This is a genomic window from Kocuria sp. U4B (assembly GCF_054875615.1).
The window spans coordinates 2,640,296-2,656,164 of record NZ_CM142180.1 but is presented as its reverse complement, the minus strand read 5'-3'; the positions used below and the strand labels follow the sequence as shown (position 1 = coordinate 2,656,164).

Below are 15,869 nucleotides of genomic sequence, written 5' to 3'. Positions count from 1 at the left end.
CGGACGAGCGGAGGAGAGGGGGCGCCCGAACGGACGCGGGGGGGGGGGGGGGGGACTGCCGCCCGGCCGGGGGAGGGGGAGGCGGCCGGGGTGCGGAACGGGCGCCGCCCGCGGCGACCGTGGTCGACGCGGGCGGCGGTCCGGATCAGCGGAAGGTGTAGTACCCGTCGAGCGCCATGGCGTTGACGGAGTGGATCTGGGTGCCCTGCGAGGGGTTGAGGGCGGAGATCATCTTGCCGCCGCCGAGGTAGATCCCGACGTGGGCGCCGCCGTTCTGCGAGACGAGGTCGCCCGGCTGCGGGGTGGCGGTGGGGGTGCCGGCCGCGAACTGCGCCCAGGTGGTGCGGGGCAGGTTGATGCCCTGCTGCGCGTAGACCCACTTGGTGAAGCCGGAGCAGTCCCAGGCGCCGAAGGCGGTGCCGCCGTAGACGTAGCCCGAGCCGATGCCCTTCATCGCGGTGCCGACGAGGCCGCTCGCGGAGGACAGCGACTGGGTGGAGACCGACTGCGTGGACAGGCTCGAGGTGGAGGCGCTCTGCTGCGCGGCCGGGGCCTGGGGGGTGGAGGCCGGCGCCGCGACGGGGGCCGGGGCGGCCGCGGGAGCGGCGGGGGCCGGCGCCGCGACGGGGGCCTGGTAGGAGTAGGAGGTGTAGCTCGCCAGCGAGGCGGCGGGGGCCGAGTACACGGCGCCGGAGGCCGCGGGGACCTCCGCGTAGGCCTGGGCGGGGGCCACGGAGCCGAGGATCGCGGCGCCGGCGGCGGCGGCGATGGTGGTGTTGCGCACGGCGTGGGACTGCACCTGGGCGCGGTGGCGGGCAGAGTTCTGCTTAAGGAAAGCCATGAGTGTGTGTTCCTCCCTTTGCCTACGAGGTGAGCTGTCGGATTCGGGTGGGAGACACCCGGCCGCAGAGCGCACGCGCTCCGGCGACTTAACCCCTAGGCCCCAGTTCGTGGGACCGAATGTGGTTCCCCCGCTTCTGCCAAGCAATTTCTGTGTTCGGACCCCGGGCACCGGCAGAATTCGGCGATGTGCCACGAGGGCGCCGATCCGACCAGTGATCAGCACGCGTTGAACAGTACATGACCGATTACGGATGTGTCACGTTTTGATCACGGCCGATAACAGCGTTGTATCGCCATGCGACCGAATAGGCCCCTTCTGTGTGGGGGACGCCTATGGATGCGATCCCGCAAGGAACGGTGCAGTGGGGGTCGCGGACCGCGGTTTCCCGCGCTGATCAGCGGTTTCGACGACAGCTCGGCGTGCCGGCGGGGTTCGGGGCGGAAGCGGGCTGTGAACGTCCACACATGCGCGGACAGGCCCCGCCGGGACCGGCGGGGCCCTCGGACGGATGCTCCCTCCGAAGCGTGGGGCCGCAGGAGGCGGGGCGGGGCCTCAGGAGGTGAGGACGCGGATGGCCGCGCCGGTGCGGAGGTCGAGCTCAGCGGAGCGCCCGGTGGCGGGGATCTCCACGAGCACGCGCTGCCCGTCGGTCCGGGCCCGGACCTCGGCCCCCGTGAGGATGCCCACGTCGCTGAGCAGGCGCAGCAGGGCGGTGTCCGCCTGCACGAACTCGGGCAGCAGGGCGATCGTGTGCACCGCCTCGGGCGCGCTGCGGGCGGCCTCGAGCAGCGTCCGGTGCGGCCCGGGGACCGGCTGCTCGTCGACCCCGAGAGCGCCCAGGCCCGGGATCGGGGTGCCGCACGGGGAGTACCGCGGGCTGTGGAGCAGGTCGACGAGCCGGCGCTCCACCTGTTCGCTCATGACGTGCTCCCACCGGCAGGCCTCGTCGTGGACCTGCGCGAGGTCGAGGCCGATGACGTCCGCGAGCAGCCGCTCCGCGAGGCGGTGCTTGCGCATCACCTGCACGGCCCGCACGCGCCCGGCCTCGGTGAGCACCAGTGACCGGTCCGGCCCCACCGTGAGCAGCCCGTCGCGCTCCATCCGGGACACCGTCTGGGAGACCGTGGGCCCCGAATGGCCGAGGCGCTCGACGATGCGGGCGCGCATCGGGGTGATCCCCTCCTCCTCCAGTTCGAGAACGGTCCGCAGGTACATCTCGGTGGTGTCGATCAGGTCGCTCATGCGTCGGTCACCCTTCGTCCGGCCGTCCCACCCCGGGGATCCTGCCCGGGACGGTCTTACCGCACGAGCTTAGTGCGCCAGCCGCCCTGCGGCCGGGGCGACGGGCGCACGGCGGGCCACGAGCGTCCGTGGGGCACAATGGGGGCCGTGGCACCGCAGGCGCGCACGCCGTCCACCGGCTGCTGACCGCCGCCCCGCCGCCCGTCCCGACTGCACGTCCTTCCGAGGGAGCGCCCGTTGCCCGCACACGTCACCATTCCCCCGCACCTGCTGCCCGCCGACGGCCGGTTCGGGGCGGGCCCCTCGAAGGTCCGCCCCGCCCAGGTCGAGGCCGTCTCCCGGGTTGGGGCGACCCTGCTGGGCACCTCCCACCGGCAGGCACCGATCAAGGAGCTCGTGGGCTCGGTGCGGGAGGCACTGGCGCAGTTCCTGCGCCTGCCCGCCGGCTACGAGGTGCTCCTGGGCCTGGGCGGGGCGACCGCGTTCTGGGACGCGGCGGCCTTCGGGCTCGTCGAGCGCAAGGCCCAGCACCTGACGTTCGGGGAGTTCGGGGCGAAGTTCGCCCAGGTGACCGACCGCGCCCCGTTCCTGGCCGCCTCCTCCTTCGTCGACGCCGCCCCGGGCACCCGCCCCGCCCCGCGGCCCGAGGAGGGCGTGGACGTCTACGCCTGGCCGCAGAACGAGACCTCCACCGGGGTCGCCGCCCCGGTGGCCCGGCCCGCCGGGATCGCCGAGGACGCCCTGGTGGTCGTGGACGCGACCTCCGCCGCCGGGGGCATGGCCGCGGACCTGGCGGCCACGGACGTCTACTACTTCTCCCCGCAGAAGAACTTCGGCTCCGACGGCGGGCTGTGGCTGGGCGCCTTCTCCCCGGCGGCCATCGAGCGGATCGAGCGCGTCGGGGCCTCCAACCGGTGGATCCCGGACTTCCTGAAGCTCACCGCCGCGGTGGAGAACTCCCGGAAGAACCAGACCTACAACACCCCGGCCCTGGCGACCCTGGTCATGCTCGACGAGCAGCTGAGCTGGCTCAACGGCCGCGGCGGGATGGACTGGGCGGCCGCCCGCACCAAGGCCTCCTCCGACCTGGTCTACGCCTGGGCGCAGGCCTCCGCCTTCGCGTCCCCGTTCGTGGTCCGCCCCCAGGACCGCTCCACGGTCATCACCACCGTCGACTTCGACGCCACCGTGGACGCCGCGGCCGTGGCCGCCGTCCTGCGCGCGAACGGGATCGTCGACGTGGAGCCCTACCGCAAGCTCGGGCGCAACCAGCTGCGGATCGCCACGTTCGTCTCGATCGACCCCGACGACGTCGCCCGGCTGCTGGCCTGCATCGACCACGTCGTCGCCCACCTGGGCACGGACGGCCGCACCGGGCGCTGAGCGGCCGGTACGGCCCTCGGCGGCGACCGCTACGCGCCCGGTCCGGCGCCCTGCCGGACCGGGCGTGCCGCGCGCACCCGCAGCCAGAAGACGAGGCCCACGGCGGCCCCGGCGACGCCCGCGGCCACGGCCACCCCCATCCCCCACCGGGCCCCCAGGGCGTCGGTGATCCAGCCGACCACGGGCGCCCCGACCGGGGTGCCGCCCATGAAGATGGCCATGTAGAGGCTCATCACGCGCCCGCGCATCACGGGGGACGTCGTCGTCTGCACGTACGCGTTCGCGGTGGTCATGATGGTCAGGGAGGACAGCCCGCACGGGACCAGCCACAGCGCGAACAGCGGCAGGCTGGGAGCCGTGGCCGCGCCCAGGCACGCGAGGCCGAAGACGGCGCTGCCCCCGTAGACGTAGCGCAGCCGGGCGCGGCGGCGCCGGGCCGAGAGCAGGGCGCCCGCCACGGTGCCGACCGCGAGGACCGAGTTGAGCACGCCGAAGACCTCCGACCCCTGGCCGAAGACCGGCCCCGCCATGGCCGCGAGGAACACGGCGAAGTTCAGCCCGAACGTGCCGATGAGGAAGATCGTGACCATCACCGCGAGGATGTCGGGGCGGTGCACCACGTAGGCGATGCCCTCGCGGATCTGCCCGCGCCCGCGCCCGCTGCGGGGCAGCCGGCGCAGCTCGCCCGGGCGGATGGCGAGGATCGCCGCGATCATCGCCCCGAAGGTCAGCGTGTTCAGCAGGAACACCCATCCGGACCCGACGGACGCCACCAGCAGCCCGGCCACCGCGGGACCGATCATCCGCGCGGCGTTGAACGACGTCGAGTTCAGGGCCACGGCGTTGGAGAGGTAGACGTCGTCGACCATCTCGGAGACGAACGTCTGGCGCACGGGGGCGTCCAGCGTGCTCACCACGCCGAGGCCCAGGGCCAGGGCGTAGACCAGCCACAGCGTCGCCGCGCCGGAGAGCACGAGAACCCCCAGCGCCGCGGCGAGCACCGCCATGCCCGCCTGCGTCCACAGCAGCAGCCGGCGCCGGTCGAGCCGGTCGGCGAGCACGCCCGCGTACGGAGCCAGGAAGAGCTGGGGCAGGAACTGCAGGGCTGTCACCACGCCCATGGCCGTGGCGTCGTGGTCCGTGAGCTCGTCGAACACCAGCCAGGACTGCGCCGTGCGCTGCATCCACGTCCCGATGTTGGACACGAGCGCGCCCAGGAACCACACCCGGTAGTTCCTGAACCGGAAGGAGCGGAACATCCCGCCCGCAGGCTCGGGGGCGTCGTCCGTCCCGGCAGCCGTCGGCGGGGCGGTCAGGACGGATCGCCGCCCTGCGGCCGTCCCGTGTCCTGCTCGGCCCCCTCGGCGCCCGGGTGCTCCGCCACCGGGTCGCCGGCCGCGGCCTCCGCCTCGGCGTCGTCCTGCTCCGCGAGCTCCCGCTCCGCGGCCTCCTCCAGCTCGGCGGCGTCCTCCAGGGCCTTCTCCTCGGGGCTCACGCGCTCGGCCCACGGCACCCACTCCGGCGCCAGCAGGGCGTCGTCACCCGGGAGCAGGCCCACCTCGCACACCGTCACCGTCCTGCTGCGCGGGGCGCGGGCCAGGCTCGCGAACCAGTTCCAGCCGCGGTAGCCCGGCAGGGCGCACTCGAACAGGTGGGTGACCAGACGGTCCTCCTCGATCCGCACGTGGTGGCCCTCGCCGATGTGTCCGGGCTCGGCGATCTCCTCGACGGCCGTGCGGGCGGCCGCGACGGAGTCCACGAGCAGCGGGTCCGGCTTGGGGGCGCGGCGGCGCCGGGCCGGGCGCGCCGGCGGCTGCGCGGCGCTCACGGGCTCGGCGTCCCCGGCGGGGGCGTCCGTGGCGATCTCCTGGGTCACTGCTGGTCTCCTCGACGGTGGTGGGCGGAGCGGGCGGTCGGACGGAGGGCTCAGACGTCCAGGTTGTCGGCGACGGTGCGCAGGATCGCGGCGATCTTCTTCCCGTGCGCCGAGTCCGGGTAGCGGCCCCGGTGCAGCCCGTTGGACATGCCGTCCAGCAGCTTGATGAGGTCCTCGGTGATCACGGCCATCTCCTCCGCGGGCTTGCGGACGTTCCGGGCCACCGACGGGGCCTTCTCCAGCACGCGGGCGGACAGCGCCTGGGCGCCGCGCCGGCCCTCGGCCACGCCGAACTCCATCCGCGTGCCCGGCTTCACCGTGGTGACGCCGGAGGGCAGCGCCGAGGAGGGCAGGAAGACCTCCTGGCCGTCGTCGGTCGCCACGAACCCGAAGCCCTTCTTGGAATCGAACCACTTGACCTTGCCGGTGGGCACGCTGTCTCCCTCGTTGTCGCGTTCGTGGAACGGGCGGCCGGCGGTCCGTGCCGCCGAGCCACCCGATGGAACCTCTCATTCTAGCCCGGATCCCGGCCCCGGGGCCGCGCGCGGCCGCCCGGGGCCGTCCGCGGCGGCCCCGGGCGGCCGCCCCGCTCGGTATCCTGGAACCATGCCTGCTCCCGACGACCGCTCCGCCGCGCCCCGGCACCGTCCCGCCGCCCGCTCGGGGATCGACGCCCTCAGCGCCGCCGCGCTCGTGCTCGGGCTGGTCTGCGCCGCGTGCCTCACGCTGCTGCTCGTGCTCAAGTGGGCCGGCGCGGACCCGTGGGACGGGCTCACCGCCATCCCGTGGTTCGCGTTCCCGGTCGCCTTCCTCCTGCTCTGCGCGTCCCTGGTGCGCTCGGTGCTGCGCCGGCGCCGGGCCTGAGCCGTGCTCCCGGACGGCCTGCTCCGGGATCTCGCGTCCCGCTCCCCCGCCGAGCTCGGTGAACTGCTCGCCGCACGGCCGGACCTGGTGCGCCCCGGCACGGCCTCCTTCGCCGAGCTCGCCGAGGCGCTGCTGGCCCGCGCCGGCCAGCGCCGGGCCCTCGACGAGCTGACCCGGCCCGAGCTGGACGCCGTCGAGCGGGCCGTGGTGCTCGGGATGCCGGCCGACCCCGCCGCGCAGCTGCTGGCCGGGCCGCCGTGGCGGCGGCTCCACCGGCTGGGCCTCGTCCACCGCGACGGGCAGGCCCTGCGGCTCGTGCCGGGGGTGGCCGACGGCCTCGGCCGCTACCCCGCCGGGCTCGGCCGCCCGCGCTCCGTGCTGGAGCCCCTGGCGGAGCGGCTGCGGGGGCGGCTCCCGCGGCCCGCGGGCGCCGCGGCCCCGGCCGAGGCGCTCCTCGGCGACCCGGACGCCACCGCGTGGCCGGCCGGGGCGCGGGAGGTGCTCGAGCGGTTCCGGGGCCGGCCCGTGGGCGCGCTGCCCGACGCGCTGCGCCGCCCCGATCCCGCCGTCGACGCCGCCGCGCGGCCCGTCGACTGGCTGCTCGCCCGCGGGATGCTGCTGCCCGTGGACTCCCGCCACGTCGAGCTGCCCCGGGAGGTCGGCCTCGCCCTGCACGGGGGCGACCCGTGGGCCCGGGAGCCCGAGGAGCCCCCGGGCCCGCCGGGACGGCGCGTGCCCGACCGGCTGCGGGACAACGCCGCGGCCGCGGCCGTCGAACAGCTGCTGCGCCTCCTCGCCGTGCTGCGCGCCGAGCTGGCCGCCCGCCCCCTGACGACCCTGCGCGCCGGCGGGGTCGGGGTGCGCGAGCTGCGGCGCCTGCGCGCGGCCCTGGACGTCGAGCCCGCCGAGCTCGCCCGGCTGCTCGGCACGGCCGAGCTGGCCGGCCTGGTGCGCCTGGACCCCGACACGTCGGCGTGGCGCCCCGCTCCCGCGCCGTTCGAGGACGCCGACCGCTCCCGCCAGTGGCTGCACGTCGTGCGCTGCTGGCTGGCCTCCGACGTCGTCCCCTCCGCGGTGGGCCGGCCCCTGGCCGACGGCTCGGTCGTCGGGGTGCTGACCCGCGGGACCCGCGTCCCCGAGGCCGTGCCCGTGCGCCGGGCCGTGCTGGAGGCGCACGCCGGTCTCGCCGAGCGCGCCCCCGGCGCCCACGGCGCCGAGGACGTCCTCGCGCTCGCCCGCCGGCGGCGCCCGCGACTGGCCCGGTCCCTGGACCGCTGGGGACCCGGGATGCTCACGGAGGCGGCCGAGCTCGGGCTCGTGGGCGCCGACGCCCTCACGGCCCCGGGCCGGGCCGTGGCCCGGGGCCGCGTCGGGGACGCCGCGGACGCCGTGGCCCACTGGCTGCCCGCGCCGGGGCGGACCGTGCTGCTGCAGAGCGACCTCACCGCGACCGCCCCCGGCCACCTCGCCCCCGACGTGGCCCGGGCCCTCGGGCAGCTGGCCGAGGCCGAGGGCCACGGCCCGGCGGCGCGGCACCGGTTCACGGAGCAGTCCCTGCACCGGGCCCTCGACGCCGGCTGGAGCGCCGCGACGATCCTCGGCTGGCTCGAGGAGCACGGCACCGGCCCCGTCCCGCAGGCGCTGGCCTACCTCGTCGAGGAGACCGGCCGCGGCCACGGCCGGCTGCGCATCACCCGTGCGGACTGGGTGGTCACCGGCGAGGAGGACCTGCTCGAGGCGCTCGCCCGCGCCCCGCGCCTGGCCGGGCGCCCGGTGCGCCGACCGACACCGGGCGTGCTCGTGGTGGCCGGCGGGGAGGAGCCGACCGGGCGCCGCCGGTCGGTCCCCGGCCGCGACGGCGTCCTCGGGGAGCTCGTGGCGGCCGCGCGGGCCACGGGCACCGAGCCGGCGCTCGACGTCGCGCCGCCCGGCCCGGAGCCGGTGACCGGCGGCGCCGACCCGGCCGCGCTGCTCGAGGTGCTCGAGGTGCCCGCCGCCGGCCGCCCCGGCCCTTCCCCCGAGGAGGTCCGGGACCTGCTCGCCTGCCTCGTCGGCGACGACGCCGCGGACGGCACGGCGGCCCCCGCCCCGGACGACGGGCGGCACGACGCCCCGGACGACCGCGGGGCCCCCGCCGCCCGGACCACCACCGACCGCGAAGGAGCCGGCGCATGAGCGCAGGACCGCTGATCGTGCAGAGCGACCGCACCGTCCTGCTCGAGCTCGACCACGAGCAGGCCGACGACGCCCGCCGGGAGCTCGCGGCGTTCGCCGAGCTCGAGCGCGCGCCCGAGCACGTGCACACCTACCGCATCACCCCGCTCGGGCTGTGGAACGCCCGGGCCGCCGGGCTCGACGCCGAGAAGGTGCTGGACGTGCTGCTGACGCACTCCCGGTTCCCCGTCCCCCACGCCCTGCTCGTGGACATCGACGAGACGATGTCCCGCTACGGCCGGCTCGTGCTGGAGAAGGACCCGGTGCACGGGCTCGTGCTGCGGAGCCGGGACGCGCCCGTGCTGGAGGAGATCGCCCGGCACCGGAGGATCGCGCCGCTGCTCGGCGCCCGGATCGACGGGGCCACCACGGTGGTGCACGCGAGCGCCCGCGGCGAGCTCAAGCAGCTGCTGCTGTCCGTGGGGTGGCCGGCCGAGGACCGGGCCGGCTACGTGGACGGCACCCCGCACCCGATCGCCCTCACGGCGGCGGATCCGGCCACCGGCGAGGCGTGGGCGCTGCGCCCGTACCAGCGACACGCGGTGGAGAACTTCTGGGCGGGCGGCAGCGGCGTCGTCGTGCTGCCCTGCGGGGCGGGCAAGACGCTGGTGGGCGCGGGGGTGATGGCCGCGAGCTCCACGACGACCCTCGTGCTCGTCACGAGCACGGTCTCCGCCCGGCAGTGGAAGGCCGAGCTGCTGCGGCGGACCACCCTCACGGCCGACGAGATCGGCGAGTACTCGGGGGCGGTCAAGCAGATCCGCCCGGTGACGATCGCGACGTACCAGGTGCTGACCGCCCGCCGGGGCGGGCTGCACCCCCACCTCGAGCTGCTCGACGGCCACGACTGGGGGCTGATCGTCTACGACGAGGTGCACCTGCTGCCCGCCCCCGTCTTCCGGATGACCGCCGAGCTCCAGGCCCGCCGCCGGCTCGGCCTGACGGCCACGCTGGTGCGCGAGGACGACCGGGAGGGCGAGGTGTTCTCCCTCATCGGCCCGAAGCGCTACGACGCCCCGTGGCGGGAGATCGAGGCGCAGGGCCACATCGCCCCCGCCGACTGCGTCGAGGTGCGGGTCGAGCTGCCGACGGCCGACCGGATGGCCTACGCCTCCGCGGAGGACGCGGACCGGCACCGCCTGGCCGCGTCCTCCGCGCACAAGCTCGCCGTCGTGGAGCGGCTCGTGGCCCGCCACCGGGACGAGCCGGTGCTCGTCATCGGGCAGTTCCTGGACCAGCTCGACGAGCTGGGCGAGCTGCTCGGCGCCCCCGTGCTGAAGGGCACCACCGGCACGGCCCGGCGGGAGAAGCTGTTCGCGGCGTTCCGCGCCGGGCAGCTGCCGGTGCTGGTGGTCTCCAAGGTCGCCAACTTCTCGATCGACCTGCCGGAGGCCTCCGTCGCGGTCCAGGTCTCCGGGGCCTTCGGCTCCCGGCAGGAGGAGGCCCAGCGCCTCGGGCGCCTGCTGCGGCCCAAGCGCGACGGGCGGCCCGCGACGTTCTACACCGTGGTCGCGCGGGACACCGTGGACGCCGCCTACGCCGCCCGGCGCCGCCGGTTCCTCGCGGAGCAGGGCTACGCCTACCGGATCGTCGACGCCGCCGACGTCTGAGACCGGGAAGCTCACGGCCGGTGCCCGCAGCACGTTCAGGGGGTTTTCAGCCTGCTCGGAGAAACTGGAGGGGTGAAGAACGACAACCCCGAAGCGAAACTGCTCGTCGTCGACGACGAGCCGAACATCCTGGAGCTGCTGGCCACGTCGTTGCGCTTCGCCGGCTTCGAGGTGGTCACCGCCGCCAACGGCCGTGACGCCCTCGCCAAGGCGGACTCCGAGGACCCGGACCTCGCGGTGCTCGACGTCATGCTCCCCGACATGGACGGCTTCACCGTGACCCGCAAGCTGCGCGCGTCCGGGCGGCACTTCCCGATCCTCTTCCTCACCGCGAAGGACGACACCGAGGACAAGGTGACCGGACTGACCGTGGGCGGCGACGACTACGTCACGAAGCCGTTCAGCCTCGACGAGGTCGTGGCGCGCATCCGCGCCGTCCTGCGCCGCACCCAGCCGGCCGAGGAGGACGACTCGCGACTGCGCGTGGACGACCTGGTCCTGGACGACGACGCGCACGAGGTCTTCCGCGGCGACCGGGAGATCGACCTGTCCCCCACCGAGTTCAAGCTCCTGCGCTACCTCATGCTCAACCCGAACCGGGTGCTGTCCAAGGCGCAGATCCTCGACCACGTGTGGGAGTACGACTTCAACGGCGACGCCTCGATCGTGGAGTCCTACATCTCCTACCTGCGCCGCAAGATCGACAACGACCCGGAGCTGCCCCCGCTGATCCACACGAAGCGGGGCGTGGGATACCTGCTGCGGTCCGCGCACAAGCACCACTGATCCGGCCCCGGGATGCAGGCCCTGTCCTCCCGGTGGCGCTCCGCGTCGCTGCGCTCGCAGCTGATGGTCCTCACGGGCCTGCTGCTGGCGCTGTCCATCCTGGTCACGAGCTTCGTGGCGATCTCCGTGCTGCGCAACTCCCTGGTGAAGAGCATCGACGCGGACCTGAAGGGCTCGGTCAACGCGGTCTCCTCCGTGCTGCTCACCGCGCTGGACGGCGAGGCCGCCGACCAGGTCCCGCACGCCGGATACCTGCTCGACGCCGAGGGCCGGCTGCTGGCCGCGGCCGAGCACACGCCGGACGGCACGGGCGGGCTGCGCCCCGACCTCACCGGCCTCGACCTCGAGTACGTGCAGGAGCACCCCCTCGAGGCGATGACGGTGGGCTCCGTGGGCGCCCCCGACCGCACGTGGCGGGTCGTCGTGGCCAAGCCCCGGGAGCTGGACCTCGTGATCGCGGTCGCCGAGCCGCTGGGCACCACGAACACCCTGATCAGCGTGGTCACCCTGCTCACCCTGAGCTTCGGCGCCGCGACGCTCTTCGCCGCCCTGGCCGTGGGCTGGGTCCTGGTGACCCGCGCGTTCGCTCCCCTGCACCAGGTGGAGCAGACCGCCGCACGGATCGCCGAGGGCGACCTCTCCCAGCGCATGGAGGGCTACAACCCGCAGACGGAGATCGGCCAGCTCTCGGCGTCGCTCAACGCGATGCTCGGCCACATCGAGGACGCCTTCGACGCCCGCACCCGCTCGGAGGGCAAGCTGCGCCGCTTCGTGGCCGACGCCTCCCACGAGCTGCGCACCCCGCTCGTGACCATCCGCGGCTACTCCGAGCTCTACCGCCACGGCGCGCTGCAGGACCGCGAGTCCGTGGCCAACGCCATGGCCCGCATCGAGTCCGAGGCCAAGCGGATGACCCAGCTCGTGGAGGACCTGCTGATGCTCGCCCGGATCGACGAGCGGCGTCCCACAGAGACCGTCGACGTGGACCTGCTCCACCTGGCCTACGACGCCTCCGGCGACGCCCGCGCCTCCGCCCCGGACCGGCCGGTCGAGGTGGTGGGGCTGCACGGGGCCGCCCCGACCTCCGCGTGGGTGCACGGGGACGAGTCCCGGCTGCGCCAGGTCGTGGCCAACCTCGTGGCCAACGCCCTGCGCTACACCCCCGAGGGCAGTCCCCTCGAGCTCGCCGTGGGCGTCGAGCCCTCGGTGGACCAGACGTTCAACGCGGTGCTGCAGGTCCGCGACCACGGGCCCGGCATCCACGGGGAGGACGCGGAGCGGGTCTTCGAGCGGTTCTACCGCGCCGACTCCTCCCGCACGCGCGGGACCGGGGGCACCGGCCTGGGCCTGTCCATCGTCGCGGCCATCGTCCAGCAGCACGACGGCACGGTGCGCCTCACCGAGACCGAGGGCGGCGGGGCGACCATGACGGTGCGGATCCCCGGGATCGTGCGCGCCGACGACGCCCCGGAGATCTGAGCCGGCCGCAGGGACCCGGGGGCCTCATACCTCCCAGGTGCCCTGGTGGAAGCGCAGCTGCCAGGGGCCGAGCTCCGTGCGGGAGTCCTCCCGGACCCACAGCGAGCTGCGCAGGCTGGTGCGCTCGCCCGTGGTGAGCCGGTAGACCAGGTGCACCGCCGCGGGGCCCAGCGCCGTGCAGGAGAGCACCTGGACGTCCACGGGCCCCAGGGAGGGCTCCCGCGGCAGCCGCTCGAGGACGTCGGCGCGCGAGCACCACGCCCCGGCGGCCCCGACCTCGGCGAAGCCCTCGTGGAGCAGCTGGGCCAGCCGGCCGGGATCGGCGCGCACGTCCTCGCGCAGCAGGTCGCGCTCGAGGGCCTCGACGGCCTGCTCGGCGGTGGTGCCGCGGGCCAGCTCGTCCTCGTGGGCGGCCAGCGCCGCCAGCAGGTCGGGATCGTGGCGGTCCTCGAGCGTCTCGCGCTCGCGGTCCCCGGCCGGGGCGCGGCGGGACGGGGCGGGCGCGGCGGCGCCGTCGCCGAAGCCGGGGCCCTCCGGCGCGGGCCGGCCGGCTTGGAAGGCGGTGGCGACCGCCCGGGCGCGCTGGTCGGCGGCCTCGTTGAGCTCGTGGCCGGCGTGGCCCTTGACCCACTCGAAGTGCACGTCCCGGCCCCGGAGGGCGGCGTCGAGGGCCTTCATGAGCTCGACGTTGAGGACGGGCTTGCCGTCCTTCTTCGTCCAGTTCTTCTTCTTCCAGCCGGGCATCCACTTGGTGATCGAGTTGATCACGTACTGGCTGTCGCACAGCACCCGCAGGGGCTCGTCGGCGCGGTGCGCCGTGGACTCGAGCAGGTCGAGGACGGCCTTGAGCTCGCCCATGTTGTTGGTGCCGTGCGGCCAGCCGCCGGCCCGCCAGGTGTTCTCGTCGATGTACCAGGCCCAGCCCGCGGGGCCGGGGTTGCCCAGGGCGGAGCCGTCGGCGGCAGCAGTGATGGTCATGGGCCCCATCTTTCCACGGGCCGCGGGCGCGCCGGGACGCGCTCCGGGGCTCAGTCCGCGCCCTCCTGCTCGAGCTGCTCCTGCCGGACGTCGAGGACACCGGCCACCGCGGACAGCTGCGCGGCCGCGATCCGCAGGTCCGTCTTGCCCTCGAGGCGCAGCAGCAGCTCGACCTCGGGCGCCGCCTCGTCCCCGGTGCGCCGGCTGGAGACCACGGACGCCGTGAGGTGCAGCTCGTCGGCCACGTGCAGCACCTCGCGCAGCACCCCGTGCCCGTCCTCGTAGCGCAGCCGCAGGCCCATGGGGGTCACGAGGCTGGGCAGCCGGCGGGAGATGGGGGCCAGGACCAGGGCGGTGACGAAGTGCAGGACCGTGCCGGCCACCCCCAGCGCCAGCAGCCCGGCACCGCAGGCCATGCCGATGGCCGCGGAGAGCCAGATGCTGGCGGCCGTGGTCAGCCCGTGCACGACGTCGCGGTTCATGAAGATCACGCCCGCGCCCAGGAACCCGATGCCCGTGATGATCTGCGCCGCCACGCGCGAGGGGTCGGGCCCGGCGTCGATCCCGGGCAGCGGCTCGAAGCCGTAGGCGGAGACGAGGGTGAAGATCGCGGCGCCGGTGCCGACGAGCGCGTGCGTGCGCAGCCCCGCGCTCTTGCGCCGCAGCCGTCGCTCCAGGCCCACGAGCGCGGTGAGCGCGAACGCGGCCAGCGTCAGGCCCAGCTGAGTGGGCAGCGTGTCCCAGTCGAGGACCTCCATGACGCCTCCTCCGGCAGCGGTGCTCCGATTGAACACCATGGCCGCCCCGCGGGGAACGGCCGCGCGCCGGGCGCGCCGGCGGAGCCCCCGGAACGACGACGGGCCGGGCACCCCGCGAGGGGTGCCCGGCCCGTGCCGGTGCGTCGGAGGACGCTCGACGGGTCAGCCGTCGATCACATCATGCCGCCCATGCCGCCCATGCCGTCGTCGGCGCCGGCGCCGGCGCCCGCGGGCTCCGGCTTGTCGGCCACGACGGCCTCGGTGGTGAGGAACAGCCCGGCGATGGACGCCGCGTTCTGCAGCGCGGAACGGGTGACCTTGACCGGGTCGTTGATGCCCGCGGCCATCAGGTCCTCGTACTCGCCGGTGGCGGCGTTGAGGCCGTGGCCCAGCGGCAGGCCGCGGACCTTGTCCACGACGACGCCGGCCTCGAGGCCGGAGTTGGTGGCGATCTGCTTGAGCGGGGCGTCGATGGCGACCTTGACGATGTTCGCGCCGGTGGCCTCGTCGCCGGTGAGCTCGAGCTTCTCGAACGCCTTCTGGCCGGCCTGGATCAGGGCCACGCCGCCGCCGGCGACGATGCCCTCCTCCACGGCGGCCTTCGCGTTGCGCACGGCGTCCTCGATGCGGTGCTTGCGCTCCTTGAGCTCGACCTCGGTCGCGGCACCGGCCTTGAGGACGGCCACGCCGCCGGCCAGCTTGGCGAGGCGCTCCTGGAGCTTCTCGCGGTCGTAGTCCGAGTCCGAGTTGTTGATCTCGGCGCGGATCTGGGCCACGCGGCCCTCGATCTCCTCGGGGGTGCCGGCGCCGTCGACGATGGTGGTCTCGTCCTTGGTCACGACGACCTTGCGGGCCTGGCCGAGCAGGTCGACGGTGGCGGTCTCCAGGGAGAGCCCGACCTCCTCGGTGATGACCTGGCCGCCGGTGAGGATCGCGATGTCCGCCAGCTGGGCCTTGCGGCGGTCGCCGAAGCCGGGGGCCTTGACGGCCACGGACTTGATGGAGCCGCGCATCTTGTTGAGCACCAGCAGGGCCAGGGCCTCGCCCTCGACGTCCTCGGCGATGATCAGCAGCGGCTTGCCGGCCTGCATGACCTTCTCGAGCACGGGGACCAGGTCCTTGACCGCGGAGATCTTGGAGTTGACCACGAGGATGTAGGGGTCCTCGAGGACGGCCTCCTGGCGGTCGGCGTCGGTGACGAAGTAGCCGGAGAGGTAGCCCTTGTCGAAGCGCATGCCCTCGGTCAGCTCGAGGTCCAGACCGAAGGTGTTGGACTCCTCGACCGTGATCACGCCCTCCTTGCCGACCTTCTCCATCGCCTGGGCGATGAGGCGGCCGATCTCGGGGTCGCCCGCGGAGATGGACGCGGTGGCGGCGATCTGCTCCTCGGTCTCGACCTCCTTGGCGGAGGCCAGCAGCTCCTCGGTGACCGCGGCGACGGCCTTCTCGATGCCGCGCTTGAGGCTCAGCGGGTCGGCGCCGGCGGCCACGTTGCGCAGGCCCTCCTTGACGAGCGCCTGGGCGAGGACGGTCGCGGTGGTGGTGCCGTCACCGGCGATGTCGTCGGTCTTCTTGGCGACCTCCTTCACCAGCTCGGCGCCGATCTTCTCGTAGGGCTCCTCGAGCTCGATCTCCTTGGCGATGGACACGCCGTCGTTGGTGATCGTGGGGGCGCCCCAGGCCTTCTCGAGGACCACGTTGCGCCCGCGCGGGCCGAGGGTGACCTTGACGGCGTCGGCCAGGGTGTTCAGACCCCGCTCGAGACCGCGGCGTGCCTCTTCGTCGAAAGCAATCATCTTTGCCATGTGACTTCGTCCCTCCTGGACGGTAGACAA

The 15,869-nt window shown here is 74.7% G+C and carries 14 protein-coding genes and 1 riboswitch; of the genes, 6 read left to right on the top strand and 8 right to left on the bottom strand.

What is annotated here, in order from left to right:
• Positions 1–145 precede the first annotated feature (145 nt).
• Both ACYSMR_RS12580 and ACYSMR_RS12575 read right to left on the bottom strand, forming a co-directional pair.
• Positions 146–841 carry a C40 family peptidase gene (locus ACYSMR_RS12580; RefSeq protein ID WP_461745618.1) on the bottom strand — a complete coding sequence of 232 codons (696 nt, stop codon included), beginning with the start codon at positions 839–841 and terminating at the stop codon, positions 146–148.
• 7 nt (positions 842–848) lie between these two features.
• Positions 849–997, bottom strand: a riboswitch (cyclic di-AMP (ydaO/yuaA leader).
• A 399-nt stretch (positions 998–1,396) separates the two neighbouring features.
• Positions 1,397–2,086 (bottom strand): metal-dependent transcriptional regulator, encoded by a 690-nt coding sequence (locus ACYSMR_RS12575; RefSeq protein ID WP_461745616.1) that lies wholly within the window; start codon positions 2,084–2,086, stop codon positions 1,397–1,399.
• 237 nt (positions 2,087–2,323) lie between these two features.
• Between ACYSMR_RS12575 and serC the strand changes: the two genes are divergently transcribed.
• Positions 2,324–3,469, top strand: a complete 1,146-nt coding sequence (serC, locus tag ACYSMR_RS12570; protein WP_461745614.1) for a phosphoserine transaminase — start codon at positions 2,324–2,326, stop codon at positions 3,467–3,469.
• Positions 3,470–3,498: 29 nt separating this feature from the next.
• Here the strand turns inward: serC and ACYSMR_RS12565 are convergent, their stop codons facing one another.
• Genes ACYSMR_RS12565 through ACYSMR_RS12555 form a run of 3 tightly spaced genes read right to left on the bottom strand, consistent with a single transcriptional unit; the run spans position 3,499 to position 5,779 of the window.
• Positions 3,499–4,728, bottom strand: a complete 1,230-nt coding sequence (locus ACYSMR_RS12565; RefSeq protein ID WP_309125002.1) for an MFS transporter — start codon at positions 4,726–4,728, stop codon at positions 3,499–3,501.
• A gap of 53 nt (positions 4,729–4,781) precedes the next feature.
• Positions 4,782–5,345, bottom strand: coding sequence for a DUF3027 domain-containing protein (locus tag ACYSMR_RS12560; protein ID WP_461745612.1), 564 nt, complete (start codon positions 5,343–5,345; stop codon positions 4,782–4,784).
• Positions 5,346–5,395: 50 nt separating this feature from the next.
• Complete coding sequence (locus ACYSMR_RS12555; protein WP_251334460.1) at positions 5,396–5,779, bottom strand: cold-shock protein; 384 nt, start codon at positions 5,777–5,779, stop codon at positions 5,396–5,398.
• A 172-nt stretch (positions 5,780–5,951) separates the two neighbouring features.
• Between ACYSMR_RS12555 and ACYSMR_RS12550 the strand changes: the two genes are divergently transcribed.
• The 5 genes from ACYSMR_RS12550 (at position 5,952) to ACYSMR_RS12530 (ending at position 12,298) form a co-directional block, all read left to right on the top strand.
• A complete protein-coding gene (locus ACYSMR_RS12550; RefSeq protein ID WP_251334459.1) occupies positions 5,952–6,209 on the top strand; it encodes a hypothetical protein in 258 nt (85 codons plus the stop codon).
• A gap of 3 nt (positions 6,210–6,212) precedes the next feature.
• Complete coding sequence (locus ACYSMR_RS12545) at positions 6,213–8,384, top strand: helicase-associated domain-containing protein (protein ID WP_461745609.1); 2,172 nt, start codon at positions 6,213–6,215, stop codon at positions 8,382–8,384.
• A complete protein-coding gene (locus tag ACYSMR_RS12540; RefSeq protein ID WP_251334457.1) occupies positions 8,381–10,033 on the top strand; it encodes a DNA repair helicase XPB in 1,653 nt (550 codons plus the stop codon). Before ACYSMR_RS12545 ends, ACYSMR_RS12540 begins: the two co-directional genes overlap by 4 nt.
• A 72-nt stretch (positions 10,034–10,105) precedes the next feature.
• A complete protein-coding gene (locus tag ACYSMR_RS12535; protein ID WP_461745607.1) occupies positions 10,106–10,819 on the top strand; it encodes a response regulator transcription factor in 714 nt (237 codons plus the stop codon).
• A 12-nt stretch (positions 10,820–10,831) separates the two neighbouring features.
• Positions 10,832–12,298, top strand: a complete 1,467-nt coding sequence (locus ACYSMR_RS12530; RefSeq protein ID WP_251334455.1) for a sensor histidine kinase — start codon at positions 10,832–10,834, stop codon at positions 12,296–12,298.
• Positions 12,299–12,322: 24 nt separating this feature from the next.
• Here ACYSMR_RS12530 and ACYSMR_RS12525 read toward each other — a convergent pair whose 3' ends face one another.
• From ACYSMR_RS12525 to groL, 3 genes are all read right to left on the bottom strand, one after another.
• Entirely contained in the window at positions 12,323–13,276 is a 954-nt protein-coding gene (locus ACYSMR_RS12525; protein WP_461745604.1) for an RNase H family protein, read from the bottom strand.
• 50 nt (positions 13,277–13,326) lie between these two features.
• On the bottom strand, positions 13,327–14,034 hold the full coding sequence (locus ACYSMR_RS12520) for an MgtC/SapB family protein (protein WP_251334453.1): 708 nt from the start codon (positions 14,032–14,034) through the stop codon (positions 13,327–13,329).
• A gap of 173 nt (positions 14,035–14,207) precedes the next feature.
• On the bottom strand, positions 14,208–15,839 hold the full coding sequence (gene groL / locus ACYSMR_RS12515) for a chaperonin GroEL (protein WP_251334452.1): 1,632 nt from the start codon (positions 15,837–15,839) through the stop codon (positions 14,208–14,210).
• Positions 15,840–15,869 lie beyond the last annotated feature (30 nt).